General features: G+C 64.3%; 20 protein-coding genes and 1 tRNA gene. 14 read left to right on the plus strand and 7 right to left on the minus strand.

Annotated features, from left to right (window positions below):
• Positions 1-10: 10 nt before the first annotated feature.
• Both VT03_RS05330 and VT03_RS33205 read left to right on the plus strand, forming a co-directional pair.
• Positions 11-775 (plus strand): class I SAM-dependent methyltransferase, encoded by a 765-nt coding sequence (locus tag VT03_RS05330; protein ID WP_075092029.1) that lies wholly within the window; start codon positions 11-13, stop codon positions 773-775.
• Positions 776-821: 46 nt separating this feature from the next.
• The gene (locus VT03_RS33205) at positions 822-1,136 is read left to right on the plus strand and encodes a type II secretion system F family protein (protein WP_075092030.1); all 315 of its coding nucleotides are present in this window, start codon (positions 822-824) and stop codon (positions 1,134-1,136) included.
• Here the strand turns inward: VT03_RS33205 and VT03_RS05340 are convergent.
• From VT03_RS05340 to VT03_RS05350, 3 genes are all read right to left on the minus strand, one after another.
• On the minus strand, positions 1,091-2,080 hold the full coding sequence (locus VT03_RS05340; RefSeq protein WP_075092031.1) for a hypothetical protein: 990 nt from the start codon (positions 2,078-2,080) through the stop codon (positions 1,091-1,093). The two genes, VT03_RS33205 and VT03_RS05340, sit on opposite strands and share 46 nt — an antisense overlap.
• A complete protein-coding gene (locus tag VT03_RS05345) occupies positions 2,077-4,932 on the minus strand; it encodes a hypothetical protein (protein WP_156514306.1) in 2,856 nt (951 codons plus the stop codon). The genes VT03_RS05340 and VT03_RS05345 overlap by 4 nt, the downstream gene beginning before the upstream one ends.
• 685 nt (positions 4,933-5,617) lie before the next feature.
• Positions 5,618-7,462, minus strand: a complete 1,845-nt coding sequence (locus VT03_RS05350; protein WP_082845960.1) for a glycerophosphodiester phosphodiesterase family protein — start codon at positions 7,460-7,462, stop codon at positions 5,618-5,620.
• A gap of 7 nt (positions 7,463-7,469) precedes the next feature.
• On the opposite strand from VT03_RS05350, the gene VT03_RS05355 reads away from it, so the two are divergent.
• The 10 genes from VT03_RS05355 to VT03_RS05400 all read left to right on the plus strand — a co-directional run bounded on the left by VT03_RS05355 (position 7,470) and on the right by VT03_RS05400 (position 18,656).
• The gene (locus tag VT03_RS05355) at positions 7,470-8,096 is read left to right on the plus strand and encodes a hypothetical protein (RefSeq protein ID WP_082845961.1); all 627 of its coding nucleotides are present in this window, start codon (positions 7,470-7,472) and stop codon (positions 8,094-8,096) included.
• Between the two features lie 223 nt (positions 8,097-8,319).
• Positions 8,320-9,981: a tetratricopeptide repeat protein gene (locus tag VT03_RS05360; protein WP_075092035.1), complete on the plus strand. Its 1,662-nt coding sequence runs from the start codon at positions 8,320-8,322 to the stop codon at positions 9,979-9,981.
• 320 nt (positions 9,982-10,301) lie between these two features.
• On the plus strand, positions 10,302-11,327 hold the full coding sequence (locus VT03_RS05365) for a multiheme c-type cytochrome (protein WP_156514307.1): 1,026 nt from the start codon (positions 10,302-10,304) through the stop codon (positions 11,325-11,327).
• Positions 11,324-13,078 carry a hypothetical protein gene (locus tag VT03_RS05370; RefSeq protein WP_075092037.1) on the plus strand — a complete coding sequence of 585 codons (1,755 nt, stop codon included), beginning with the start codon at positions 11,324-11,326 and terminating at the stop codon, positions 13,076-13,078. The genes VT03_RS05365 and VT03_RS05370 overlap by 4 nt, the downstream gene beginning before the upstream one ends.
• A 228-nt stretch (positions 13,079-13,306) precedes the next feature.
• Entirely contained in the window at positions 13,307-14,281 is a 975-nt protein-coding gene (locus VT03_RS05375; protein ID WP_082846728.1) for a DUF1559 domain-containing protein, read from the plus strand.
• 215 nt (positions 14,282-14,496) lie between these two features.
• The gene (locus VT03_RS05380; RefSeq protein ID WP_075092039.1) at positions 14,497-14,907 is read left to right on the plus strand and encodes a hypothetical protein; all 411 of its coding nucleotides are present in this window, start codon (positions 14,497-14,499) and stop codon (positions 14,905-14,907) included.
• 401 nt (positions 14,908-15,308) lie between these two features.
• Positions 15,309-16,088 (plus strand): tetratricopeptide repeat protein, encoded by a 780-nt coding sequence (locus tag VT03_RS05385; RefSeq protein WP_075092040.1) that lies wholly within the window; start codon positions 15,309-15,311, stop codon positions 16,086-16,088.
• Between the two features lie 66 nt (positions 16,089-16,154).
• Positions 16,155-17,990: a carbamoyltransferase gene (locus VT03_RS05390; protein ID WP_075092041.1), complete on the plus strand. Its 1,836-nt coding sequence runs from the start codon at positions 16,155-16,157 to the stop codon at positions 17,988-17,990.
• A 52-nt stretch (positions 17,991-18,042) separates the two neighbouring features.
• A complete protein-coding gene (locus tag VT03_RS05395) occupies positions 18,043-18,447 on the plus strand; it encodes an SxtJ family membrane protein (protein ID WP_156514308.1) in 405 nt (134 codons plus the stop codon).
• A gap of 5 nt (positions 18,448-18,452) precedes the next feature.
• Positions 18,453-18,656: a DUF5989 family protein gene (locus VT03_RS05400; RefSeq protein WP_075092043.1), complete on the plus strand. Its 204-nt coding sequence runs from the start codon at positions 18,453-18,455 to the stop codon at positions 18,654-18,656.
• A 196-nt stretch (positions 18,657-18,852) separates the two neighbouring features.
• Here VT03_RS05400 and VT03_RS05405 read toward each other — a convergent pair.
• Positions 18,853-18,927, minus strand: a tRNA-Pro gene (locus tag VT03_RS05405).
• 499 nt (positions 18,928-19,426) lie between these two features.
• Between VT03_RS05405 and aroF the strand changes: the two genes are divergently transcribed.
• Positions 19,427-20,446, plus strand: coding sequence for a 3-deoxy-7-phosphoheptulonate synthase (aroF, locus tag VT03_RS05410; protein ID WP_075092044.1), 1,020 nt, complete (start codon positions 19,427-19,429; stop codon positions 20,444-20,446).
• Positions 20,447-20,471: 25 nt separating this feature from the next.
• Here aroF and VT03_RS05415 read toward each other — a convergent pair whose 3' ends face one another.
• The 3 genes from VT03_RS05415 to VT03_RS05425 form a co-directional block, all read right to left on the minus strand.
• Positions 20,472-22,631, minus strand: a complete 2,160-nt coding sequence (locus VT03_RS05415) for a transglutaminase-like domain-containing protein (RefSeq protein ID WP_075092045.1) — start codon at positions 22,629-22,631, stop codon at positions 20,472-20,474.
• A gap of 109 nt (positions 22,632-22,740) precedes the next feature.
• Positions 22,741-23,940 (minus strand): sensor histidine kinase, encoded by a 1,200-nt coding sequence (locus VT03_RS05420; RefSeq protein WP_075092046.1) that lies wholly within the window; start codon positions 23,938-23,940, stop codon positions 22,741-22,743.
• A gap of 184 nt (positions 23,941-24,124) precedes the next feature.
• Positions 24,125-24,640 carry a GNAT family N-acetyltransferase gene (locus VT03_RS05425; RefSeq protein ID WP_075092047.1) on the minus strand — a complete coding sequence of 172 codons (516 nt, stop codon included), beginning with the start codon at positions 24,638-24,640 and terminating at the stop codon, positions 24,125-24,127.
• Between the two features lie 305 nt (positions 24,641-24,945).
• Between VT03_RS05425 and VT03_RS05430 the strand changes: the two genes are divergently transcribed.
• Entirely contained in the window at positions 24,946-26,040 is a 1,095-nt protein-coding gene (locus VT03_RS05430; protein WP_075092048.1) for a hypothetical protein, read from the plus strand.
• The last annotated feature ends 94 nt before the right edge of the window (positions 26,041-26,134 follow it).

Below are 26,134 nucleotides of genomic sequence, written 5' to 3' on the forward strand. Positions count from 1 at the left end.
GAACGACGGGATGACGGCGGCCAAGGACTTCGGGGCGATCGAGAGCGACTACGCGTTCTTCATGGCGCATGCGACGGAGGCGGAGAGCGACGTCGCCGAGTACGTCCGGAACCTGGCGGGCTTTGCCGCCGAACGAACGTCGATCCACGTGCTCGATTTCGGCTGCGGCACCGGGGAGTTCTCGCGGCGGCTGGCGTCGGCGTTGAACTGGCCCCCCGAGCGGCTGCACTGGGGACTCGTCGAACCGGTGCGGCACCAGCGCGAGGAGGCGGCGCGACGACTCGCCCCGTTCAGCCGGCACGCGATCGAGAGCTTCGAGCGCCTCCCTCCCGCGTCGGAGCGATCCTTCGACCTGGTACTGTCGAACCACGTCCTCTACTACGTCGACGATCTGGCCGCGACGCTCCGGGAAATGCAGGAGTCGCTCCGTCCCGGCGGCCGCCTGCTCCTGGCGATCGCCGGGTGGGACAATCCCCTCCTCCAGCTCTGGAAGGTCGGCTTCGCCTCCCTGGGCCGGCCGGTCCCCTACCGCGCGGCGGAGGAAGTCGAAACGCTACTGTCCCGGCAGGGCGCCCGCTTTCGAAAGTCCCGGGCGGACTACCAGCTCCGCTTTCCCGACACGGTCGAGAACCGGCTGAAGCTGCTCCGCTTCCTGTTCGGCCCCTTTCTCGACGAGATCTCGCCGTCCCGCCTGCTTGGCGAACTGGACCGCCATGTCCGCGGCGACCATCTCGAAGTGAATACGCACAGCGATCACTTCGCCGTCGAGGGCTAGCTCACGTTCCGCACCTGAAGGCCTGTTCGAGGTCTACGGGAACGAAATGCGCCTCGGCAGCAACCGGAGAAAAGCGCTGCACAACTTCGGCAGGCGAGCGGGCGTCGACGATCTGAACTCGCTGGCGAACGTCCTGCTGCAGGCGGATCGATTTGGAACGGCAATCTCCACGGCCTTAAGAGACATGGAGAAGTCGATCCGTCACAAGCGACGGCAGAAGGCGGAGGAACGGGCCTCCAACTCAGCTGTGACGCTGCTCATACCGCTGATCCTCGTAGGTACCCGGCGTTCCTTGACGCTCACTCTCCAACGTGCCTACTTTGGCTTCGCCCCTCCGACGCTGATGACGAGCCAGGACTGAACCGCATCGAGAGATCGGTTCTCGCCGAGATCGGCCAACTCGGGAAGCTGTGTTTCGATGTACTTATCGACGAGGGCTTTGGCGAGCGGGAGTTTGCTGATCTTCTCCAGGTCGCGTGCTTCGGTCGCCGTGGATCGCAGCCACAGCTCCATACGCACGTCTTTCAGACGAAACGGGTGGTCGGGCAGTTTGGGAACCTGACTCCCCTGTGGCCCATAAGCCGCCTGGAGGAACTGAGGATCGCTGGACATCTGAAACGCCCACTCCCTGGTTTCAGGGAACAGACGATTCAAGGATTTTTCGACCGGCGTCCGGCGGTTCAGTTTTGCGGCGATCTGCCGGCTCAGGTCGTCGACATAGTTCTTCAGGTACGACCGGGCGATTGGAGTCGCCTGCACTTCCGCACTCGGGACCAGTCTCTGGGCCACGGGAAGCATCAATCGTCCGATGATTCGTCCGATCGGCCTGCCGCGTCGTCCCTCGATGCGATGCAGTTCGCCATGGACCTGGGCCCATGGCGTCGTCTGCACCGGAATGAATTGTCTGCCGTCGAATCGAATCAGCGTCTCGCTCGAAAATGGACCATACGCCACGCCGCTGGCCACAAACGGCCCGCGCACACCCCGCGGAGAGGTCCAGGCCGACCCCCGGCTCTGGAGGACGAAGGTGGCCTGGTCCCGCATTTCAATCGAGATCTTGCCGCGAGCGTCGATCACGCCTCGAGTATTGAAGCCCTGCACCTGAGCGTTGTAGGGGACGGCTGCGACGATTTCCTGGCGCGCGGCTTCGTCCTCAATGAACTGCTTCGAAAGACGGGCGATCGCCTGGACCTCGCCCTGTTGGACGGGCAGAGTCTGGCCGTACAACGGCGTCAACGTCAGCAGACACGCTGAGACCGCAAACAGCATTCGAAACGGACGCCTGGCGACGAACAGGGAACTCATGTTGGCTCCTTGAGCTGGGTCGTCTTTTCATCCGATTTGATCTCGGTCACAACCGGCTGGTCGACGGTCCCTGTGACGCGAAAACGCACTGGAGCCGCCTTCTTGATCTCCAGAGCCTTCTTGTCCAGCAGGACCCCTGGGACTTCCAGTTCGAAGTCCAGCGTCTGGTCGAAGCCCACGGACCCCTTCGACGCCACCAGCAGCTCGGCGGCGATCTCCGGAAAGCCCAGACGCAGCCCCTCGTGATACATCCGACCGTTCCGAACCCGGAAACGGACATCCGCATCCTCGACGACGCGCACCACCTCGGACGCTGGCTTCCCGTGCATGTCGGCCACCATCTTGACCATCGTCTGCAGTAGAGGAGTCTTGGTCGACGCCGAGATCTGATGCAGTTGAAGTCGGCCTGACATTTCGATCCCCTTCTCCAGTTCGCTCTGGCCGACCCCCAACGGGACGCGGAACGTCTCCAGGGAGAGCGAGACCTCGCCCTGCACACTGGCCAGGTCCGACAGAGTCGGCGCGATCAGATGAAACAGTTCTTCGCCCAGTTCGGGCGTCAGACGCTGGTTCTCGAAAAGAGTGACCGGAGCCAGCGTCAGCATCCTTCCACGTTCGGTCTCTTCCAGGCCGAAGTTCAGATTGACGTTGTCGACGCTCAAAGCGGCCTTGTCGCCATCCTTCAGCCGCACGACCAGCCGGCCGTTCTGCATGGCAATACTGGGCTGAAAGATGGTGCCGGTAACGTGGCACTGAACTGAGTCCCTCCCCGATTTGTTCTTGCTCAACCAGGGGACTTCCAGATCGAGATCGACCGACTCATCAAGGCCGATCGATCCGCGGGAAGTGATGACGAGATCGGGGTCGATCTCGGGAAAGCCGATTTTTTGTCCCGCGTGATACAGGCGACCGTCGGCGACGCGGAAGTGGATCTCGGACTCTTCGACGAGGTGAATGACGTTCGACGTCTTCTTGCCGTTCATTTCCGCGATAACGCGGATCAGGCTCTGCCACATGGGGCTTTTGACTTCGGCGGACACTTCGTGCAGCGTCAGCGTCCCTTCCGCTTCGACTTTCTGAAGGACCTGGTCGCGGTCAACGCCGATCGGAATCCGCACTTTCGTCATCGCGAGCGTGATCTCGCCCGTGACGCGTCGTTCCGTCTCGGCCACGTCCGGCGCCAGCAACTTCAACAGCCCGCTCACGACGGCCAGATCGAGCTTCGTATTCTTAAACAGCTCCACCGGCGCGACGACCAGCACTCGGCCCGTGTCGGTCTCCTCGACCAGCATGTCCAGATCGACCCCGTCGACGGCGATGATCGGCTGCTCGCGCCCCTGCTCGCGCAGGACGAACGTTCCGTCTTCAACGTGAATTCTCGGATTGGCAATGGTCCCGGTGATATGGCAGTGGGCCGGCTTCTTGTCTTTCCGCAGGGCTTTGTCCAGACGGGGCAAGTCCACATGCAGATCAACGGTCTCGTCCAGTCCGATCGACCCACGAGTCGTGATCACCAGTTCCTCGTCGATGTCCGGGAATCCGAACCGCATTCCTTCGTGATGAAGCCGCCCGTCCCGAATTTGAAATGGGATCTCTGCATCGGCCACCAGCCGATGGATACGAGGCGGCTGTTGACCGTTGATGTCGGCCAGCATCGTCATCAGTGCCTGCCACATCGGACTTTGGACGTGGCTGGCGATCTGGTGCAGAGTCAGCGTCCCTTCCGCATGCAGCTGTTTCGCCGCTTCGTCCCGGTCTGTCATGAGCGGGATCTGCAATCTGGAGAACGCGAGTGAGATCTCGCCGTTGACTTCACGCTGCGTTTCCGCGACGTCCGGGGAGAGCAACTTCAACAGGCCGCTCGCCGCCACAAGGTTCAACCTCCGCTGCTTGAAGACCTCGACAGGCTTCACCACCAGCACACGGCCTGACGGGAATGTCTCGACCTGCATATCCAGATCAATTCCGTCGGCAGCGAACATCGGTTCCTGGCGATCGGGTTGCCGGAAGACCAGCGAACCGTCTTCCACCGTAATCCTGGGGTTGGACAGTGTGCCGGTCACGCGACACCGAGCCGGGGCCTTTTTCTGGCGGAGAGCTTCATCCAGCCGAGGCAGTTCCAGAGCCAGGTCGAGCGTCTGATCCATCCCGATCGAGCCGCTGGATGTGATCTGCAGAGCCGGGTCGATATCCGGGAGGCCGATTCGTAGCTCTTGATGATGCAGTCGACCGTCGCGGACCTGAAACAGGATCTCGGTGTCCCTTGCCAGGTGCATCGCCTCGGTGGCCGCCTGCTTTCCGTTCAGGTCCGCCACGACCCGGACCAGCGCCTGCCCGGTCTGACTCGTGACCGCTGTCGAAATCTGATGGACGACGAGTCTTCCTTCACACGTCAGCTTCTTCTTCGCTTCGTCGTAGGGCAGTCCGAGAGGAACCCGCAGCTCATTCAGAGCCAACGTGAATTCTCCGCTGATATCCGAGTCGTCAGGGATCGTGGGATCAATCAGCCGAAGCAGCCTGTTAACCTTCGCTGCCGATACGGCCCGACGGTCAAAGAGGACGACGGGATCCACCGAGACGATACGACCTTCCTCGGACTTCTCGACTCGGGCCGTCATGTCGACGTCATCGACGTCGATCAGAGGTTCCTCCTGCCCTGCCATTCGTACGATCGCACGGGCGTCTTTGACGACCGCCGTGAAGTTCGGCAGAGAACCACCCTGTCGTTCCGGAAGTTGACCGTCGAATGGCAGATCCAGGATCAGCTGGGGCTGTTCGATCTCGATGGCGCCCAGGTCGGTGGATGCGAGCCAGAGCTGAAGCAGAGACTGCTGTGACGCGATTCTCTGCACACGAATGTCGAGTTGGTTATTCGCGTCGGCCAGGCGCAGCCCGCGAACGGAAAGAGGCAAAAACCAGCTGAACGAGGCCTCGTCGCAGGAGACTGTGACACCCGGCATCGCGACGATTGCCGTGATGACCGAGTTGCGAAGGCCGGTGTGAGACACGATCGACGGAGCGAATCCGACCAGCATCAACACGCAGACCACAGCCACGCCAAGGATCTGTATGATCCTGCCTCTTCGCGGCTTGGGTTCCGGTGGACTGGCAGCAGCCTGTTGGCTCATGGCCTCACCTTTGCCTGACCGAGTTCGAACTCACGGCCGCTGCACGGACGTGCCATTGCGGAATGAGACGCCCGCTCGACGTCGTCGTTTGCCGACGCGGCGTCTGACAATCCTCGTTTGACCTGAGAGCTGACCAGGCCTCAATTCGCCGAACCTGGCGTGACCGTCGCTCCGTCTCGAGAGACTGCCCATGCTTGCGGGGCGTTGCTCCGGCCCGATCCGGAACAACGCTTCGCGGAATGCCGTCATCATACCCCGCGTGACCCCATTTCAAGAGAGCGTTCGGGGGAATTCGTGCGGCGGGAACGGCCGAGCGACGGAGGCGCGGACGATTCGATCATGGGTGTCAGGCAGGGCGGACAACACTGGTGTCAAGTCGCCGTTCTAACGGGTGCCCACGATCAGGAACTCACGGTCGTCCGTTGGTGAACTCGCTACGTGCTCGAAGCAGAAGCCGATCGAGAGGACTCAAGCTGCGGATTTCTTCCAGTCGCGATCGCATCAGCACAGGATCGTCGGTAATGACATTGGCAACCCCTCGATCGATTAACGGCGACATCCATGCGGAATCGTTGACCGTCCACGCATGGACCTGCATTCCGTGAGCGGCCGCCCGTTCGACCAGGTTGCGTGAGATGAGCTCGGATTTGACCATCAGAAAATCGACATCCAGCTCAGCGAGATCTCCGATCGAAGTCGCCGCGATGAACCCGATCGGCAGCGAGGGCTCAAGCCGCCGCGCCAGCTGCAGGCTCGGGTAGGATTGCGAGCAGATCCGACAGCGATCGACCATGTTCGCTTTGCGAATGGCCGTGACGACGGCTTCGGTCAACGCCGTCTCGTCCGCTTTGCCGTGCGGCTTGAGTTCGACATTCATTCGAATCTCCTGTCCCGCCGCTGCCAGCATCTCTTCCAGGGTTGGCACTCTTTCTCCGGCGAATTTCTCATTCACGACGGTGCCGATTTCGAGTGCGCGAAGCTCCTCGAAAGTGACGGAATCAACGCGTCTGTTCCCGCCCCCGATCCGTGCCAGATCGATGTCATGCAGGATCACCAGAGCATTGTCCCGGGTGAGTTGCACGTCGATTTCCGCCCAGTCCGCACGGTCCATGATCGCCTGCCGCAGCGCGGCCACGGAATTCTCCGGTGCATGGCTGGCGCCAGCCCGGTGAGCCGTGATCTCCAGCCGGTCGTCAAGCGTGACGGCAGCCAGCAGGCGATGACTCAAGGCTCCAGTCGCGATGGCGAGCAGCAGCAGTCCTCCTGACACAATCCACGGCAGAACGGGGGCACGCATCGTCCCCTGCAGCGCCTGGTCGTTGTCGTCGAACGACGAGTTCCCGGCAGCTTCTCGAAACAATGCCAGTGTCAGCCCTGCGAACGTCAATGAGGCGACCAGAGCCAGCAGGGCGCCCGCCACTGCGAAGATGACCAACAGGGCTGCCGTCACAGGCAGAGCCGTTTTCAGGGATTCCCCCGCAAGGTTGATTGCAATCGATGCTCCCCACCTTAGCGCCAGGAAGACAGCGAGATTGAGCAGCAGCTGCATCAGCGACCAGGCAAGAACCAATCCGAGCAGGCGGAGTTCCTGGCCCGCGGTCCGCGTGACACTCCACTGCAGTGCCGCAGGTGGGGAGATGCTGGAGTCGAACAACGTCGCCGGGACTGCCAGGATCCACTTCAGAAACCAGCGCGCTGCCATGACGGCGTAGGTGAGGAGCAATCCGCCGGCCAGCAGGACTCCCCACCAGAAAACCGGCGGTCTCAGATGGATCAAGCCGTTCAGATCACGCCCGCGCCACAGCATCCAGTAGGCCAGGGCGATTCCCAGCACGAACGGGACTGCCATGAGGAGAAAGAACACGAACTGTCTGGCGCCGAGCTGAAGTAAACGCGGAATCAGTCGCCCCGAGGCAAGCAATGCCTGCCACCACCTGAGACGTCCGTCGGCCAGGAGCCGCATCAACCCGGCAAGCTCCAGATAGAGGGAGCCCAGCGAGATCGTGCCGACGCCGATCAGAGCGGCCAGCCCGGGAGGCGACAGCAGAAACGCCGCGATCTCGAAATTGCCGACTGAAGCTCTTCCCCAGCGTTGCAGCAGCAGCCGCAGACTGCCCGCCACGATCGGTATGACCAGTGCCGCCTGAAGAAGTCTGAACGACAACGAAAACGGCACCGCCGCGCGAAAGCGCTGCGACGTCCGCTGACAGACCCAGCTCACAAGTTCGCGAGAGTTCATGCGCAGGAGTGCCATCAGCGGAATGCCGAAAGCGTTCTTGGTGGACGACTTGGTCGCCTGCCCAGTACCACAGCTTGGAGGCAATAGTGAGGCCTACGGCGACAATGTGCAATCGGAGGCGGCTGACCGTGATGACGCTCACCAGCGCCTCATTTGCCGTCAGACGTCCGCACCATCTCCACAGAAGGATTCACCCCCAACGAGTGAAAGGACTTCACAGATACGCAGGGAGCATTCGCAGAAGGTCAATCCTCGATACCCCGAGCTCCAAGGCCAACGAACGCTCCTCATCACCCAGCAGAGCCGCCTCATCGACATGCGGATCGCCGCGGAGGTCGACCAGGAGACGTTCGCTCGGAAGCAGACCGAGCTACGGGATCGGCTGGCCTCGATCACTCTGCAACTCGAAGCGGTCGACCGCTCGCAATCTGAACTGGCCGACCTGGCGGTCAAGGTGGTTGAACGTTCGCGAGCGCTGTCCGAGAAGTGGCCTACAGCAGACTGCGTCACGGAGCGGCGGAGCCTCGAAATCGTCAGTCTGAACCGCCGCCTCGATGACGTAAGTCTCAGCCCACAAATGAAAAAGCCCTTCGACGTTCCCGTCGAAGGGCTTCTCGTTCCATCAAGTCGGGGTGACATGACACAGTGAGGACTCTTCGTGTTGGGCGTAGCATGTTTTCCTCCTTTGTCTCAGTCATCGCATCGCGGCGTAAAGCCCCGTGAATTCTCTTGTTGAAGCGTTCAAGTCCGACGGCTCAGCTAGTAAGCTCTGCGGGGCGTGACAGTTCTTCAACGATTGGTCTTGAGCGAGTAGGCGCTTGGCTGCGGCTGGCGAGGTATTGCGACCGGAGCAGGAGAGCGAGCGGGGCAGGGTGAAGGTCTGGCCGTTTGTCCTGGGGCTGATCGTCCTGACCCTGCTCCCGTATCTTCAGGTCGCAAACTTCGATTTTGTGCTGTTGGACGATCCGCAGTACGTTGTGGATTCCGAGCTGGTCCGCCGCGGGCTCGATCCGCTGGCTCTTTGGGGAGCCCTCACCGAGTTCCACGCCGACAACTGGCATCCGCTCACCTGGTGGAGCCTGATGCTGGACTTCGAGGTGTTCGGGCTCCGAGCCGGGCCGTTCCATCTCGTCAACCTCGGTCTTCACCTCGCCAATGTCCTGCTTCTGTTTCACGTCTTCCGCTCCTGGACCGGAGACGTGTGGAGGAGCTTTCTGCTGGCCGGAGTCTTTGCCGTCCACCCGCTGCACGTTGAATCCGTAGCCTGGGTCGCCTCCCGGAAGGACGTGCTCAGCGGCCTGTTTGTCGTATTGAGCTTCTGGGCCTACGGCGGCTGGGCCAAGACGCGGGAGCCAGGGTGGTGGTGGCTCGTCACGCTGTTCGTGACGCTGGGCCTGCTGGCGAAGCCGACCGTTGTCGTCCTGCCGTGCCTGCTGCTTCTGCTCGACCTCTGGCCGTTCCATCGCTTGGGCGATCTCCGGCTCGGAGCGACCGTCGTCCGGCGGTGCTGGCGGCTGGTCCTCGAAAAACTGCCGTGGTTCGGACTGGTCGCGCTGACTTCGGCGATCACGATGTCGGCCCAGCGGATGGGACGGCTGTCGCGGGATGCGGGAGACTGGCCGCTGGCTCTCCGGTTGGCCAACGCGCCGATCCAGGTCTGGAACTATCTGGCGAAGATGGTGTGGCCCTCGCCGCTCTACGTCCCCTACATGTACGACCCGCCGTCGAGCCGCCTGTGGGTCGCCGGTGCCGTGGGGCTCATTCTGGCGGTCTCCGTTGGCCTGTTCGCGTATCGCCGCCGCAGTCTGGCGCCGCTGGTCGGATGGCTGTGGTTCCTCGGTATGCTGGTTCCCGTCAGCGGCCTCGTGCAGGTCGGCAAGCAGCCGATGGCGGACCGGTACATGTACCTCCCCATGATCGGCGTCCTGATCGGCGTGCTGTGGTGCCTGCCGAATCGGCCGCGGCGGACGGCGCGGGCCCTCGCCGGTGTCGGTTGCCTCGTTCTCGGCCTGCTCGCGACGAAGTGCTGGTCGCAGGTGGGAGTCTGGAGAAACACCGACACGTTGTTCGGCCATGCGCTGGAGATGGATCCCACGAACGACTCCGCCCACTACATCCTCGGGTCGCGAGCCCTTGCCCAGGGGGATCCCGAGGTGGGCTTGAGGCATCTCCGACAGGCGGTCCACTGGGACCGCACGCGATGGGAGCGGCGGCGGCTCTTCGCCGGAGACCCCAACCCGAAAAACACTCGGCACGCCAAGACTCGATGGGCGGACGTCTACTACTCACTCGGACAGGCGGAGCTGGGTCAAGGGAAACTTGCGGAAGCCACCTCCAGCTTCCGGTCGGCGCTCGAACTGGATCCGGACCGACTCGATGTCAGGCTGTCGCTCGCCGGGACGCTGCTCGGCCAGAGGGAAGAGGACGCCGCGCGGAATGAGCTCGCGGAAATCCTCCGGCGCGATCCGGAACATGCCGCGGCACGGCGGATCACGGAGCGTCTGGGTGGTTCCGTTCCGCAGGTGCGTCCATGAACGCGGAACGTCAGGGACACGGGACTCGAAGGGGACGGAATCCGGAACTGCTTCGAGCGAGCAGCCCGCTCCTGTGAACCGCCCGGTCCTCGCCCTATCATGGGAGTCGCCCATCCCAGCAGGCCGGTTCCGTGACAACGTCTTCGAGTGGTCAATCAGAATTCCCTCGACCGACTCGAACCTGGCTCCGTCTGGGAGTCGTATCGGTCGGGCTCGCTTTTGTGCTGGGACTGGGTCTCGGGCTGCGGAACCCGGATGTCGGATCGAAGCCGCCGGATCCCGCCGCGTTTCACCTCCCGTCGGATCCGGAACAAGGCTGGATGAACCCGCTGTCCCCCGCCTATCTCGGAGATGGCGGCTGCGCGACGTGCCATGCCGAGGAAGCGAAGCGACACCGCGGAAGCGGCCATTCCAGGACGCTTCTGGCCCGCGACCTCGCGCTCGCTTTTCCCGATCTCGCCGGGCGGGAAGAGAACAATCCCGAGCGGGAGGGGCGGATTCGATTTGTCCGGCAGGGGAATGATCTCGTCGCGGAGTACCGGAACGGCTCTAACGTGGAATCGCTGCCGATTCAGTTCGCCGTCGGGTCGGGGACGCATGCCGTGACCTTCCTGACATTGCTCGCGTCCCCGGATGACACCCCCAAGGGGCTTGAGCATCGATTCTCCCTTTTTGACCAGGGAAAGATCCTGGCCCTGACGCCAAGCCACCGGCGGGAGGAGGTCCGCGAGCCGATGGAGCGTTTCGGGCGATTGCATCACGGGCGCGATGTGCAGGGATGCCTCGGCTGCCACAGCGTGACGGGGCAGATCCAGGGGACGACCGTCGACGACCTTCGTCCCGGAGTCGGCTGCGAGAGCTGCCACGGCCCCGGCCGTGAACATGCGGCTTCGATGACGGAAGGCGGGGAGGCTTCGACCATCCTCTTCGCAAAGGGGCAGGCGTCGGCCCTGGGGGAAGTCCGCATGTGCGGGCGATGTCACCGGCTGCCGGAGATGATCGTTCCGCCGGAGCCGATCAGCGAACCGAAGCTGGCCCGCTTCCAACCGGTCGGTCTGCTCAACTCCGCCTGCTTTCAGAAAGCCCGTGGCCAGCTTCGCTGCACCACGTGCCACGATCCTCATGCCGCGACGGAGCGCGACCCCGCGTACTACGCGGCAATCTGCCTGAAGTGCCACTCCACCGGCGTTCCCCAGGCGCGCATCTGCCCGCAGTCCGCTCAGGATCGGTGCGTTGAGTGCCACATGCCGCCCGTGGAGGTGCATCCCCACATCGCGTTCCACGATCACTGGATCCGGGTACGTAGCGATCAAGCGGACGAGACACGGGAGAAACGCCGTCCATGATCGAGCCCCCGACGCCCCCACCGGAACTCTCCTCGGCGCCGGAGGTTCTTCCTTTCGACCGAAACCGGTCCGCCACGCGTCCGCCCGCCGGTCGGCGGTTGTGGCTGTTTCGAGGGCTCGCGGTCCTGCTGGCTCTCGTGCCATTCCTGGTTCTCGAAGGCGGACTGAGGTGGCTTGGCATCGGGCGCGATCCCGCCCTGGTCATTCCAAGTCCGCAGGAGCCGGGGACGTTTCAGTTCAACTCGGACTTCGACCGGGCTTACTACGGGGAGACCGACCTCTCCGGGCCCGAGCTGCGGCCGTTTCGATTGCCCAAGCCGGCAGGGGTGCGACGGATCCTCGTTGTCGGCGGATCCACGGTGGCGGGATTCCCGTTCCCGTCGGAACTCGCATTTCCTCGCTATATTGAAGCCTACCTGCAGGCGCAGGCGGATTCCGGCGAGACCATCGAAGTCCTCAACGCCGGAATCACCGCGATCGGCTCCTCGACGGAGGTCGACGTTGTCCGAGAAGGGCTGGCGGTCGATCCCGACATTGTCGTCGTCTACACGGGACACAATGAGTTTTACGGTCCCGGCGGAGTAGCCTCGTCCAGCGGGTCTCTCTCGCCCGGATGGTTTCGGGCGTTGGCCAGAGTCCGCGGCTTGAGGACCGTCCAGTTCCTGCGGCAGGTGTTCCGACGGCGACCCGCCGACACACCTTCGCGCGATCTCCTGGAGGTGCTTCCCGGGGATGTGCACATCCCGCTCGCGAGTCCAACCTTCGCCGTGGCGTGTCATCGCTATCGCGACAACTTGCGGCAGATGGCGGCCCTCGCTGCAGAGCGGAGAGTGCCGATGCTATTCGCGACACCGGTTGCCAACGAACGAGATCAACCGCCGATCGAGCGCCTCGATCCGAGTCAGATCGCGCCGCTGGTCATTGACGGGCAGCGGTACGAGTTTAAGTCCTTCGACGGCAAACCTGCCAGTGGGGACACGCATGATGCGGTCCGGATCCTGAAAGCCTTTCATCAGGCGAATCCGGCCCACCCCCTGGTTGCCTACCGATACGCGCAAGCCCTGGAGAGGACCGATGACTTTGCGATGGCCCGTGACCTCTATCAAGAGGCTCTCGAAATCGACGGCTGTCGATTCCGGGCTCCCCGGGCGTTTCGCGAAATCGTTCTGACCGAAGTTGCATCGGGGGATGGCGACGGGGTGGCGACGCTGGACCTGTATCCCATGCTGGGGGAGTTGGAAGTCTGCGGTGCGCCAGGCCGGCGATCGCTCGTCGAGCATGTGCATCTGACGTGGGAAGGGAACGAGGCGGTCGGAAAGAGGATCGCCCGCGGCGTCTGGCAGCAGATGGGGCGCACGTGGGAGGAATCGAGGGAACCGACACGCGGAGAGCTGTTCGAGCGGCTCGGAACGCTGCCGGAGGATCTGCTGGCCGCCCTCGTGCTGTCCTCCGCCGTCTATCAGCGGACTCCCTTTCGCGAAGGTGCGGACGCGGAACGGCTCGGGAAGCGGCTGGCGGAAGAGGCGGCCGCTGTGTACTCCGCCCTGCCGGATCGCCGAAAAGCTCTCATCGATCAGGTACCGACCTCCGCGATGTCGACCGACCTCCTGAGCACTCTGCTGTCCCGTGCCTCCGCCCCCGATGACACGGAACTCCGGACGACATTTCTGAGAGCGGGGCTTCGCCGCCGACCGTGGAACCACTCTTGGCGGGACGAACTCGACCGTCTGCCCGGTGCCCCCGGAATGTGACCCTCTCAATGGCGCCACCAACTGATCGGCGCGTTGCAGCGAGGATCGACGGTCGGCCGCTGTGACATGGAATGGCGTCGTTAACGGCAGTGGAGCTCACAACGATTCTGCAAGGACGCATCGGAAATCATTGACACAGTTTCCGTCTAGACGTAGGCTCAGGACCACATTTCCGGGGTTCTCCCGTTTACCGTTCTGGCCAGCGTCTTTCTGTTTGCGGGTGTCATTATGCGTTCGTCTCCTTCCGTATCGCGGTGGCGGCTGCCGCTGATGGGCTTCACTCTGATCGAGTTGCTGGTGGTCATCGCGATCATCGCAGTACTCGTGGCCATTCTCCTCCCGGCCGTGCAGCAGGCCCGCGAGGCGGCCCGTCGGTCGCAGTGCCAGAACAACCTCAAGCAGTTCGGAGTCGCTCTCCATAGCTATCACGAAGCCCACGGGATCTTCCCTCAGGCCAAGGTCTACGGGACCGAATCGCAGGGTTCCGCGTGGATCACCGGCAGCGGCTGGAGCTGGCGGGTGATGCTCCTGCCGTACATGGACCAGACGGGGCTGTACAGCCAGATCGACATGAGCGAGTGGATCCAGACCCGAACACTCAACAACACGTTGGCGCTTGTCCGCGGCAAGGAGATCGGGGGCTTCTTCTGTCCGTCCGATCCGACCGACAAGGTTCGAGGAGGCTACGCGGGAACGAACTACGCCGCCATGGCCGGAGCTGCCGTGGGAACGGCCCTAGACCCCTTCCAGGGAGCGTGCGGCATGGCCGGTCTGCCAACGATGGCCGACAACTCCGGAGGATTGAACTACAAGGGCCGCAGGATCGGTGAGTTTCTCGACGGGGCGAGCAACACCCTCCTGGTTGGCGAAGTCTACCGCGGAAAGTCTTTCTACAACCTGTGCGGTAACGCCGACATGACGGGCCAGCGCTGCCATCGCTGGATCGAAGAGTCCGGTTGGTGTTCCGCCGACACGTCTCGTGGCCCGAACAATTCGCTCCGCGATGAAATCGACTGGGCCGACCAGATCGCGGCCGGCGGACGTCCTGGCGCCCGTCCGGTCTCCAGCACGCATGCCGGCGGTGCAGGCGTTCTGCTGGCCGATGGATCGGTGAAGTTCGCCAGCAACGAAGTCGACATCACGATGTGGCGGGCCATGGGAAGTGCTGCCGGCAAAGACATCGTGAAAGGCGGCATAGAATAGTGGGCTTAAGCAGCCGCCTCGATCAACCACGGAGGCGGTTCTGATTGTCGGGAAGCGGTGGGCAGGCGCCCGCCGCTTCTTTTCAAAATGACTGGAGAGAACGGCACGATGGTCCGTTCTTTCGGCGTCTCACCGCGAGGACTCCGGGGACCTCCGTCATCCGGGGCTGCCGACCTCGCCTTCGTTTTGTCCTCAATTTTCGCTGAACAACTCTTATGATCCGTCAGCTTGGAATTCTCCTCCTGGGCTTTTCGCTGTTGAACTTTGTCGGTTGCGGTCCGAGCGGCAAAGTGGCCGAGATGAGTGTCGCTCCAAAGGTCGTGACCTGGCCGACCCTGGATACGCTCATGGAGCCGGAGCGCAACATGTTCATCGTGATGAGCGTACAGACGGGAGACCTGGCCGGCGCCAAGAAGGCCGCGTCCGACCCTAAGATGAAGGAGGCGGTCGACGCATTTGAGAAAGACCCGATCCCCGCCCCGTTCGCGTCACCCGCCCGCGATGCGGCCAAGGCGGACGTCGTGAAGCACTACCGTGAACTGATCGAGGGTAAGGGAGACCTCCGGAAGGTCGTTCAGGAGCTCCAGACCGCCAAAGGGAAGCTGGTCGACATCAACCTGAAGTGAATCGTCCGGGTGAGGCGGGGCACGGTGAGACCTGTGCCTCAGTCGCCATGCTGTTCATTCACACGGGGATGCGGACCGCTTCCGGCGAACGGGCGTGAGTGATCGCGTCCTCTCGGGAGTCCGGCATCCGAAAGTCAGTCATGTTTTCCGCGGTGATCCGCCCGGTCTGTGTTCTGGCCGTTCTCGTTGTTGTCGCTCTGGCCGGTGGATGGTGGGTAGGGCGGCGAAGTCGGGACGCCAGTTCCTCCACGACCTGGCGCGATACCGTCTCCCGGGCCTCTGGAGATCGGCGCGGGAAACGGGAAACGGTCTCGCGACCTGCTGAAGACTCGGAGGACGCTCGGCGAATCGAGTTGGCCGAGCGTCTCAGGAGCTCCGACCCGCGGGCAGGGCTTCAGGAATTGCGGCACATCTCCCCCGATTCAACTGCTTGGCTGCGCGCCGCTCGACTCGCGGCGGTCGACAATCTCCAGCTCGGGCGCGACTACGACGCTCTCGCTCCTCTCAAGGCCCTGGCTGCGGCGTTCCCTGACGATGCCGGCGTGCATCAGGCGATCAGCGAGGTTGCCTTCCGGGCGGGCGACTACCGTCAGGCGCTCGGCGAAGCGCAGACCGCCCGGCGTCTCGCTCCGGCTTCAACGGAGATCTGCCTCCTGATCGCGGACTGCCTGGACAACCTGGATCGCTCCGCGGAGATGGTCGAGCCGCTCCGGCAGGCCCTTCAACTGGATCCGGCCCTTCTTCCCGCGCATCTCAATCTGGCTTACTCGCTGGAAAAAAGCGGCCGTCCGGACGACGCGCTGCCGCATGCCGAGCGGTTTCTGGCGGAACGGCCGGAGAGCGTGCAGGGGAACAAAGTGCTCGCCCTGGTTCGGCGGCGGCAGGGGAGACCGGAAGAGGCCTTAACGGCGATCCAGCGAAGCCGGCGGAAGGACTCCTCGAACGTCGTGCTGGCGATCCTGCAGGCGGAGATCCTCCTCGACCTCACGAGGCCGGGCGATGCCTTCGAGCTTCTCGCCCCCTTCGATGCCGGATGGGGATACGAGCCGCGGTTCGCCCGAGTGTTTGCCAGAGTGGCGCGTTCGGCGGGGCGGGCGGAGGCGGAGGGCTTGGAGCGCCGTCTGGTCGATGTCCGAACTACGGCTTCGACTTCGTCTGCCGAGCCGGATGTCGTACCGTAGCAGGGTCCCCCTCCCGACGGGCTGAAGCGGCGCCTGGCGTGGCCGCCCCCTGCGAAGCAAATCGAAATGACATCGATCCTCGGCATCTCCGCGTTTTATCACGATTCCGCCGCGGCCCTCGTGGTCGATGGCGAGATCGTGGCGGCCGCCCAGGAGGAGCGATTCTCGCGGGTCAAACACGACGCGGACTTCCCCCATCGGGCCGTGGAATACTGCCTCAAGGAAGCCGGTCTGACGCCGGCGGACTTGTCGCTGGTCTGCTTCTACGAGAAGCCCTTCCGGAAATTCGAGCGGCTGCTGGAAACCTATCTGGCGTATGCCCCGATCGGACTGCGGTCCTTCTGCCGCGCGATGCCCGTCTGGCTGACAAAGAAGCTGTTTCTTCGACGTGAGCTGAGCGCCGCGCTGGGACATGCGTATCGGCGGCAGTTCGCCTTTCCGGAGCATCACGAATCGCACGCCGCGAGCGCCTTCTTCCCCTCCCCCTTTGAGTCCGCCGCCATTCTGACCGTGGACGGAGTCGGAGAGTGGGCCACCACGACCATCGGCGTGGGAGAGGGCAACCGCATCCGCCTGCTTCGCGAGATCCGCTTTCCGCACTCGCTGGGACTTCTGTATTCCGCGTTCACCTCGTACTGCGGTTTCCGGATCAACTCCGGAGAGTACAAGTTGATGGGGCTCGCCCCCTACGGGAGTCCGCGGTACGCCACCGCCATCCGGGATCAGCTGATCGAGGTCCGGGACGACGGATCGTTTCGACTGAACCTCAAGTTCTTCCGGTATTGCCAGGGGCTCGTGATGACGTCCCCGGCCTTTCACCGACTGTTCGGCGGGGCGCCGCGGACGCCGGAGCAGCCGCTCTCCGAGCGGCAGATGGATCTGGCCGCATCGATCCAGGAAGTCCTCGAAGACGTCCTGCTGAGAATGGCCCGATACGCGGCCGATCTCACCGGGGAGCGGAATCTCTGTCTCGCCGGAGGGGTGGCGCTCAACTGCGTCGCCAATGGCCGCCTCCTTCGCGAGGGCCCCTTTGCTGATGTCTGGGTCCAACCGGCCGCGGGGGATGCCGGCGGGGCCCTGGGAGCGGCTCTCTTCGCCTGGCATCACCTGCTGGGGGAGCCGCGGACGGCGAACCCCCGTGACAGCCAGAAGGGGTCCTTGCTGGGCCCCGGCGTGACGGAGGCAGACGCCCGGCGCTGCCTGGACCGCGTCCAGGCAGTGTATCGGTCTGTCCCGGACGACGACGAGCTGTGCCGGAGCGTCGCCGAGTCGATTGCCGCGGGCGAGGTTGTCGGCTGGGTCCAAGGACGAATGGAGTTTGGACCGCGGGCGCTCGGCAGCCGGAGTATTCTGGGGGATGCGCGAAACCCCGGGATGCAGTCCGCCCTCAATCTCAAGACGAAGTTTCGCGAATCGTTCCGGCCCTTTGCGCCCTCCGTTCTCGAACATCGCGCGGCCGAGTTCTTCGATTGGCCAGCCGGCCGGTCGTCCCCCTACATGATGTTCGTGACCGGCGTCCGCGATCGTCCCGCAGTAGCCCGAGTCGACGACTGCAGCCTCCCTCCACTGGAGCGGCTGCGTGGAACAGGCGCCGCCCTCCCCGCCGTCACGCACGTCGACGGCTCCGCCCGTCTTCAAACGGTCGACGCCGCCCGTCACGGTCGATACGCCAGACTGGTGGAGCACTTCGCCCGACTGACGGGGACGCCGCTGCTCATCAATACGAGCTTCAACGTCCGTGGCGAGCCGATCGTCTGCACCGCGGAGGACGCCTACCGCTGCTTCATGGCCACGAATATCGACATCCTCGTTCTGGACCGCTTCATCCTGCGGAAATGCGATCAGCTTTCGCTCCCCTCCCAGGATGCCGAGCGTTTTCGCCAAGCGTTTCCGCCCGACTGACACGCTCCCGGTTCCGCGTCACGACATCCCAAGTCCGTCCGAGGCCGATGACATGATCTCGCTCAAGAAGGAGCCGACTTCCAGGGACCTGCGGGTGTTCGCGGTTCTCCAGCTCCCGTTCTGCGCGATCGGCCTGACGAAGCTGATCCACGGCGTCCCTTCCTGGGCCGTCATCGGAGGGGTAGCCGCCTCAAGCGTAATCGCTGCCGTAGGAGCGATCTCGCCGCAGCGAATCGTCTGGATCTATCGCGGTTGGATGCGGATCGCCTTCCCAATCGGATGGTGCGTGTCGTACGGTCTCCTGGCCGCAACCTTCTACTTGATCCTGACTCCGATCGGACTCATGATGCGCCTGGCGGGGCATGATCCGCTTCACCGCCGTCCGAACGCCGGAACGACTTTCTGGGAAGAACGGCCCCCGGCTCCCCCCGCCGACCACTACCTCCGACAATTCTGATTTCCATGTCTGATCAGGACCGCGGTCCCGTTGAGTTCCTCAATCGGGCGGAAGAGGCGTCTCCGGGTATTGCGAGGGAGTTCATCGACTTCCTTCGCTTCAATAAGAAATGGTGGCTCATCCCGATCATGGTGATGCTGCTCCTGATCGGCCTGCTCTCCCTCCTGAGCACGACGGCTTTGGCACCGTTCATATACCCATTGTTCTGAAAGTCTTCCGGGGGGCGGCCGTATCTCGCGTTGGAGGCCGTTCTTGCGTTCGAGCAGTACGGCCCGTCTTTCCAAACAGAATGGCGACGAATCCCGGAAATCGCGACCTGAACGGCCGCGTTGATAACGGAAGTCTGTGCCGGCAAATGAGAAAGCCCTTCGACGTTACTGCCGAAGGGCTTCTCGTTCCATCAAGTCGGGCTGGCGGGATTTGAACCCACGACCTCTTGCACCCCAAGCAAGCGCGCTAGCCAGGCTGCGCTACAGCCCGATGGGCCCGAGATCGAAATCTCGGAGGGCGAAGGCTATCGGAACACCCCCCGATGGTCAAGGTGCGGAATCGTCCCTCTAGACAACCGGCCGGAACCGCAGGTTCGCGTCGGAATCCCATTCCGCCCCATGGATTCCGGCACGGACGAGGTCGTGTCTCTCCCGCGTGTCGAGCCGATCCTCGCTGTTGCTCTCAACTCCGCCCGTTGACACTGCCGATTTGCATGGGTACAAGAACCACCATGACGACTGTCTCCTCCTATCAACTGGCTTTCTGCTCCGCCCCGGTTTCGGGCGCGCGGTTTGGGTATGCCTTTTGGTATCTGTTCCGGGATTTCCGGGCCGGGTGAGCGACTGCCGTCTATCAACCCAACACTCAAAGGCCCTGAAATCCCAAGTGGAATTCAGGGCCTTTCGCCATTTCTGGAGGTGAGTTCTCCGGAGAGGCGGTTGAGACCACTTTCCACCGAACCATCGCCCAGGAAGAGATCGAGGATGCCATGATTGTCGTACTCAAGCGCGGCGCCACCGCCGAAATGATCCAGCGGATGATCCGCCGCGTCGAAGATCTGGGGCTCAAGGCCCACGTGATCGAAGGGACCGAGCGGACCGTCATCGCCGCCGTCGGAGAGAAGCGGGCCGAGACGGTCCGCGAGACGCTCGAGTCCTGCGAGGAGGTCGAGAAGGTCGTCCCGATCCTGGCCTCCTACAAGGTCGCCAGCAAGGAGACCAAGCCCGAGGCGACGGTCGTCCGGGCGCGGGACCTCGTGATCGGCGGCGGCCACATCGGCGTCATCGCCGGTCCGTGCTCGGTTGAATCCGAGGCGCAGATTCTGGAATCGGCCAAGCTGGTCAAGGCGGCGGGGGCGACGGGCCTTCGCGGCGGAGCCTTCAAGCCGCGGACGAGCCCTTACGCCTTCCAGGGGATGAAGGAAGAGGGGCTCAAGCTCCTGGCGGCGGCCCGCGACGCGACGGGGCTGGCGGTGGTGACGGAGGTCATGACGCCGCATCACGTCGAGATGGTTGCCAAGTACGCGGACGTCCTCCAGATCGGGGCCCGCAACATGCAGAACTATCATCTGCTGCAGGCGGTCGGCGAGACCCGGACGCCGGTGCTGCTGAAGCGCGGTCCCTCCGCCACGATCGAAGAGTTTCTGCTGGCCGCCGAGTACATCCTCGACCAGGGGAACAAGGACGTCGTGCTGTGCGAGCGGGGGATCCGGACGTTCGAGACCCACACGCGGTTCACGCTTCCGCTGGCGACCGTCCCCTACCTGCAGGAGAAGACGCACCTGCCGGTCGTGGTCGACCCGAGCCACGGAACGGGGATCGCTTCGCTCGTCCTGCCGATGGGCCTGGCCTCCGTCGCCTGCGGGACCGACGGCCTCATCATCGAGATGCATCCCGATCCGCGGAAGGCGATGAGCGACGCCCAGCAGACGGTCTCGCCCGCGGTCTTCCAGCAGATCATGGAGCAGTCGAAGGTCGTCGCAGCGGCCCTCGGGAAGACTGTTGGCTGAAGGAGTCCCGTACCCTCCGCCGTCCTTACGGATCCGGGACGGCGGGGGACAGGACGGATGGGGCTGCGGCCGGAGGCGTGACGGCGGGAGTGGCCGTCACGTCCGGCGGTGGCGCCGAGCGCTCAGGCGCGTATCGCGCTGCGGCATAGGTGCGATACCACGCTGCGGCCGGATGAGACGCGCCCGTTGCCCCGATTGATCTCGTCTCGCCGTCCCCTGTTGTCTCTTTTGCGGTCGTCCCGCTCCAGGTGGCCTCGATCCGTTCGGCGAAGGTCAGTGGAGGTTCCTCGGGCCGGCGCGGCAGACCGGCCCGCTTCATCCGGCGATCCATCCGGTGGAGCAGCCGGTGCCAGCTCCGCAGGTCGTGCAGAAGAGCTGGGCCGGCTTCGTTCCGGGGGCGACGGCGTCCCAGCCAGATCAGGAGCACAAGGACTCCTCCCGCCGCGAGCGCCTGGACGACTGGCTTCTGCAGGAGATCGAGTAACAGAGCCGGCAGCCCCGGGTCCTGGAGGCGGGCCCACAGCGTCTGGAGCGCCTGGGTCAGGCCGATCGAGAGTTCCGAGGCGATGCCGGAGCCGCGGCGGGCCGGGACCCCCGAAGAGGGGGTCGACTCGACGATCACCCACCGCCCTTCCTCGTCATCGTAGGCTTCGACCCAGGCATGCGCATCCTTGCTCCGCGCCAGCCAGAGGCCGCCGAGTTCGTTGCGCTCCACCGCGACGTACCCCGTGACATAACGGGCCGGAACGCCGGCGTGCTTGAGCAGGAGCGCCGTGGCGGCGGCAAAGTACTCGCAGTGAGCCGCGGCCTTCGTCGTCAGAAAATGAACGATCGGCTCCTCGTCCGGAGGAATGTCGATCCCGAGCTGGTACTGGTGGTTCCGGTGAAAGTACGCCATCACGGCGTTCACCTTCTCCCGGACGGAGCGGGAGCCGGCGAAGATCTCGTCCGCCAGATCCCGGACCCGCGGATCGAGCGGGACGACCAGCTCCAGCGCGGCGTCGCGCTGGGAATCGGTCGGAACCTCGCGCGGCCGCTCAAGGGGCAGGAGCGCCGCGTACGGTCCCTTGTCCGCCGTGGCGGGCCGGCGGAGGATGGCGCGGCTCTCGTCCATCGAGAGGTTCGGCTCGTTGATGTAGAGGTAGGCGGTCTCCAGTGGGAGAAACGTGGTGGCGATGTTGTCCGCATCGGCGCGGAACACCATCTGCCGCCACAGCGGCGCCTCGATCGGGGCGAGCCGGAAGAAGTTGCCCGGGAACGCGGGGCGTCCGGCGTTCCGGGGTCCTCCGATCCCGACCGACTGGGTCCCCTGCCCATTGCTCCACCGTCCCGCGTAGGGCGCATAGGACGTGAAGACGCTCCCCCGGAGATACCCGGGGGGGACATCGGACTCGACGCGGAGCCGGATCCGTTCGTCGTCTTCCGTCTTCCAGTTGGAGACCTGCGAGAGCGTTCCGGAGTGCTCATACCCCGTGCGGTGCGCCCCCTCCCCATCCTTCCCCGCCAGGTAGCTCAGAACGAGAGACTCGAGGTCCCGCTCGTAGCGACGGAGTGTGAGCGATCCGGCGGAGGCGGCGATCACGAACGTGGAGAAGACCGCCGCGGTCAGCAGCAGGCGGGCGACCGACACCTTTCTTCGCTCTCCCCGGACCTGTGGGCGGGGGCGGCGGGAGGTCATGGCGAACAGGGCCAGGCCGAGGAGGACCAGCAGCGTGAGGATCAGCGAGATCCGTCCCAGCCGGATCCCGTAGATGCGGGCATTGCTGCCGAAGACCGCCGCCATCCCTCCCAGGACGGCGAAGGTCGCGGGGAGCCGCGCGGCGTACCGCGCCTGGTAGAGCATGACGATCTGCGTCGTAATCAATCCGTAGGCGATGTCGCGCGTCATCTCGCTGTTGATGTACGACGTCTCGAACGGGTACTCGTCGAAGAACGCCGTGTACTTGATGACGTACAGGACGATGATCGCCACGACCTGCCAGAAGAAGGAGGCGTCCACCAGCGTCCGCCGGCTGGCCGCCAGGATGCTTCCGAGCGAGAGGACCATCAGTCCGAAGGCGAGATACCACTCTTCCGAGGGGAAGGCGACGACCGCCGCTTCGGCGATGACGGCGTAGACCGCGGCCAGCCTCTGCAGGGAGACCGGGGGAACCGTTGCCGATGGAAGAGGGGTGGAGGCAGACATGGGAAGCTCTCACCAGCATCGGTGGAGCAGCCTCGCTCCGCAACCAACATCCCGCATCGCCTGGACCGGCTCTCCGTGAGCGAAGCGGGTCCCCGCCGTGGCGCCCCGCTCACGCCGGCAGCAGCGGCAGGCGAACGACGAACTCCGAGCCACACCCCGGCCCGTCGCTCGCAGCGGCGACCTCGCCGGAATGATGATCGAGAAGCTGCTTGACGAGCGCCAGTCCGAGCCCCAGTCCGGACCGCCCATCCTCCAGGCTGGCCCGTCCCTGCGTGAACGTCTCGAAGATCCGGGGGAGCAGTTCCGGCTCGATCCCGATCCCGGTGTCGCGGATGCGGAGTGTCGCCGTCCCGGGGCCGCCGTCGTTCCCGTCCGCGGCGAGGCGGACCGTAACCCGCCCCTGGGGGTCCGTAAACTTCCGGGCGTTCAGGAGGAGATTCGTCACGACCTGTCGCAGCCGGACCGCGTCCCCTTCGATCCAGACTGGCGCGCCCTCCACATCGCAATCGAGAGTCAGCTCCGACTGCTGGAAGACGGCGCGGAGATCCGAGACCGCTTCCCGGACGACCCGCGCGAAGTCGACGCGGTCCCGCTGCAGGTTGAGCTTCCCCTGCGAAAGCCGCGAGAAGTCGAGCAGGTCGTCGACCAGCCGCATCATCTGATCGACCTGACGGGTCAGGACGTCCCGGCTCCAGCCGATCGTTTCCGCGTCCGAGGCGAGCGACATCAGGTCGAGCGCCGTCTTGATCGGGCCGAGCGGGTTGCGAAGTTCGTGTCCGAGAACCGCCAGAAACTCGCTCCTGCGGCGGTCGAGTTCCTTGAGACGCTGTGTCTGATCGCGGAGGGCGTCGGCGGAGAGGCGATGCCGGCCCTCCGTTTCATCGACATAAGCCGAGACGCTGGTCGCGATGGCATCGTCGAGGGCAACGCCGACCGCCATGAACTCGCGGCTGCTGAGGGGGCGTCCCAGGCAGTCTTCCAGATGATCCAGCAGAATGACCTGGAGCAGCTGGTAGTCACGGACGACTTCCGGCAGCGACCATCCGGCGTGCCAGCGCTGCTGGCCATGCTCGCGGGCCCAGCGGTCGCGGCTGGAGTCCTCGCGGCTCTCCGCCAGGGAGCGGCTGAGGTCGTCGAGAAACTGCGGGAGATGGTCGATCAGCTCCGCGTGGTGGATCCGCTCCCGGTCTCCCTGTTCGGCCAGTGCGCGGTCGGCCCAGCGGGAAATGATGGTTGCCGACTCGCGATGGATGACCTCGGCGAGGAGGTCGTGCCGCTGCGCGCGGACGTAACGTGTGTCGACACTCATTCGCAACTGCTGCCGCAAGGCGGGGGGAGAAGAGAAGCGCTCGCGGCGGATTCTACCAACTTCCCATCCCCTTGTCGCGAAGCCCGGGTGACCGCGGCCCTCATCCCTGGGAAAAGAGGAGCCTCGGCCAGGGAAAAGTCGAGGAACGGGCCCTCGTGGCAGCGTGGCTCAGGAGCGGTCCGGGTCACGCATTCGCGGCCGACAGGATCCGAACCATGTGGTGTTCGTCGTGCAGAACGCCGTCGACCAGCATAAAGCCTCGCTCAGTGCCGAACGCCCGGAAGCCCAGCGATTCGTAGAGAGCGAGGGCCCCGCCGTTTGCCGCGTTGACGCCGAGATTGATCTGCCGCAGCCCCGGCCAGCGTTCCGCTTCCTCGATCGCCCGGGTCATGAGTTCGCGGGCCACGCCCCGGCGGCGGTGGCTGGGGGTCACATAGACACCCCACAGAAAGGCCTTGTGAGCCAGCTTGCGCTTGGGCTCACGGCGGAGTCCGACCACTCCGGCCAGATCGTCCGCGACGAACGCCCCCAGAACCACCTGGTCCGGACCGGGACTGAGCCGCTCTGCGACCTCGGCCAGGGTGAGGGACCGTTCTTCCTCGAAGCTCGACGCGAACGACGCCGGGGAGTCGCGGAGTCCCTCCAGCCGCAGTCTCCGGTACGTCTCGGCGTCATCGGGATGGAGCGGGCGAATCAGCATGGCGGGTTCCTTCGGCACGTGGCGGGGGCGGGGGAGGGGGAGGGACGGGACCGCGGGGACGGTGGCGGGAAGACACCAGGGAGGCTGCCGGGTTCGCCTGCGGCCGGGCGCGGGCAGGCGCGACGAGCCGGCCCTTCAATCCCTTGCGAAGACCGCCAGAAACGATTCGAGTATGATTCTTCCCTTTCCGCACCTGCCTGCGGAGATCGGTCCTTCCGGCAGAGGCCTGGCCGTCGTCGGAGGGCCGGCACGGCGGGGAGGAAAGCGTCGCCGGCCCGCCCTGTTGATCCCACCCGAGGTTTTCCGTGAGTTCTCTCGACCAGTTGATCGCTGACAAGAAGGCCGCCCTCGACAAGCACACCGTCGAGACCGTGCAGCTCCACTTCCACCCCGAACTGGGCGCTCCCTACTGGCTCGAGAAGGCGAAGACTCTCAAGTTCAACCCGCTCAAGGAAGTCAACTCCTTCGACGACCTGAAGAAGTTCCCCCTCTTCGATGACGAGGACCTCCGCGGCGGGCCGGTGACGCGGATGCTCCCGATGAAGTGGAAGGACGAGCCGAAGTACGTCTTCGAGACCGGCGGAACAACCGGGATTCCCAAGTCCCGCTGCGTCGTCCGCGACCACTGGATCGATTACGAGCAGTTCTCCCACACGATCCCGGACGCCGCCTTCCCCCGAGGGGCGAACTGGCTGATGCTCGGTCCTTCGGGACCGCGGCGGCTGCGGCTGGCGATCGAGCACCTCTGCCAGTTCCGCGGCGGGATCTGCTTCTGCGTCGATCTCGATCCGCGGTGGGTCGTGAAGGTCCTCAAGAAGGGGGACGTCAACCACGCCAAGGGCTACGCCGACCACGTCATCGATCAGGCGATGACGATCCTCTCGGCCGGCCACAACATCCAGTGCGCGTTCGCCACGCCGAAGCTCCTCGAAGCCCTCGCCCTGCGGCTGATCGACAAGGGATCGAGCCTTGAAGAGGCGGGGATCAAGGGGGTCTTCTGCGGCGGCACCGAAATGACCTCACAGTGGATGCGGTTCGCCAAGGAAGAGCTCCTCGGCGAGAACGTCTACATCACGCCGACCTACGGCAACACGCTGATGGGCCTGGCCTGCGGCAAGGACGTTTCGCCCGAGGAGAACTACAAGATCAGCTACTACGCTCCGCAGCCCCGCGCGGCGGTCGAGGTGGTCGACTTCAAGGACTACAACCAGGTCGTCCCCTACGGCGGCACGGGCCGCGTGAAGCTCTACACGCTCACCGAAGAGCTGTTCATCCCCGGCTTCATGGAGCGGGATGAAGGAGAGCGGGAGAAGCCCTACGAGAAGTTCCCGTGGGACGGCATCAGCGGCACCCGCCCGTTCCACGAGTTCGCCAAGACGACGGTCGTCGGAGTGTACTAACAGCACGGACCAGCCGAGTGGCCAAAGACGCCGGGACATCCCCGGCGTCTTTCGTTTCACCGTCGCTCACTGGGCAAAACCCGCCGGGCCGGCC

The sequence above is a fragment of the Planctomyces sp. SH-PL14 genome, assembly GCF_001610835.1.
In the GTDB taxonomy this organism is placed as follows: domain Bacteria; phylum Planctomycetota; class Planctomycetia; order Planctomycetales; family Planctomycetaceae; genus Planctomyces_A.

Bases quoted from the DNA above. Each gene is read 5' to 3' on its own strand.
- VT03_RS05330 (WP_075092029.1), top strand. From the start codon at position 11: ATGACGGCGGCCAAGGACTTCGGGGCGATCGAGAGCGACTACGCGTTC.
- VT03_RS33205 (WP_075092030.1), top strand. From the start codon at position 822: ATGCGCCTCGGCAGCAACCGGAGAAAAGCGCTGCACAACTTCGGCAGG.
- VT03_RS05340 (WP_075092031.1), bottom strand. From the start codon at position 2,080: ATGAGTTCCCTGTTCGTCGCCAGGCGTCCGTTTCGAATGCTGTTTGCG.
- VT03_RS05350 (WP_082845960.1), bottom strand. From the start codon at position 7,462: ATGGCACTCCTGCGCATGAACTCTCGCGAACTTGTGAGCTGGGTCTGT.
- VT03_RS05355 (WP_082845961.1), top strand. From the start codon at position 7,470: ATGCCGAAAGCGTTCTTGGTGGACGACTTGGTCGCCTGCCCAGTACCA.
- VT03_RS05365 (WP_156514307.1), top strand. From the start codon at position 10,302: ATGAACCCGCTGTCCCCCGCCTATCTCGGAGATGGCGGCTGCGCGACG.
- VT03_RS05370 (WP_075092037.1), top strand. From the start codon at position 11,324: ATGATCGAGCCCCCGACGCCCCCACCGGAACTCTCCTCGGCGCCGGAG.
- VT03_RS05375 (WP_082846728.1), top strand. From the start codon at position 13,307: ATGCGTTCGTCTCCTTCCGTATCGCGGTGGCGGCTGCCGCTGATGGGC.
- VT03_RS05380 (WP_075092039.1), top strand. From the start codon at position 14,497: ATGATCCGTCAGCTTGGAATTCTCCTCCTGGGCTTTTCGCTGTTGAAC.
- VT03_RS05390 (WP_075092041.1), top strand. From the start codon at position 16,155: ATGACATCGATCCTCGGCATCTCCGCGTTTTATCACGATTCCGCCGCG.
- VT03_RS05395 (WP_156514308.1), top strand. From the start codon at position 18,043: ATGATCTCGCTCAAGAAGGAGCCGACTTCCAGGGACCTGCGGGTGTTC.
- VT03_RS05400 (WP_075092043.1), top strand. From the start codon at position 18,453: ATGTCTGATCAGGACCGCGGTCCCGTTGAGTTCCTCAATCGGGCGGAA.
- aroF (WP_075092044.1), top strand. From the start codon at position 19,427: ATGATTGTCGTACTCAAGCGCGGCGCCACCGCCGAAATGATCCAGCGG.
- VT03_RS05415 (WP_075092045.1), bottom strand. From the start codon at position 22,631: ATGTCTGCCTCCACCCCTCTTCCATCGGCAACGGTTCCCCCGGTCTCC.
- VT03_RS05420 (WP_075092046.1), bottom strand. From the start codon at position 23,940: ATGAGTGTCGACACACGTTACGTCCGCGCGCAGCGGCACGACCTCCTC.
- VT03_RS05425 (WP_075092047.1), bottom strand. From the start codon at position 24,640: ATGCTGATTCGCCCGCTCCATCCCGATGACGCCGAGACGTACCGGAGA.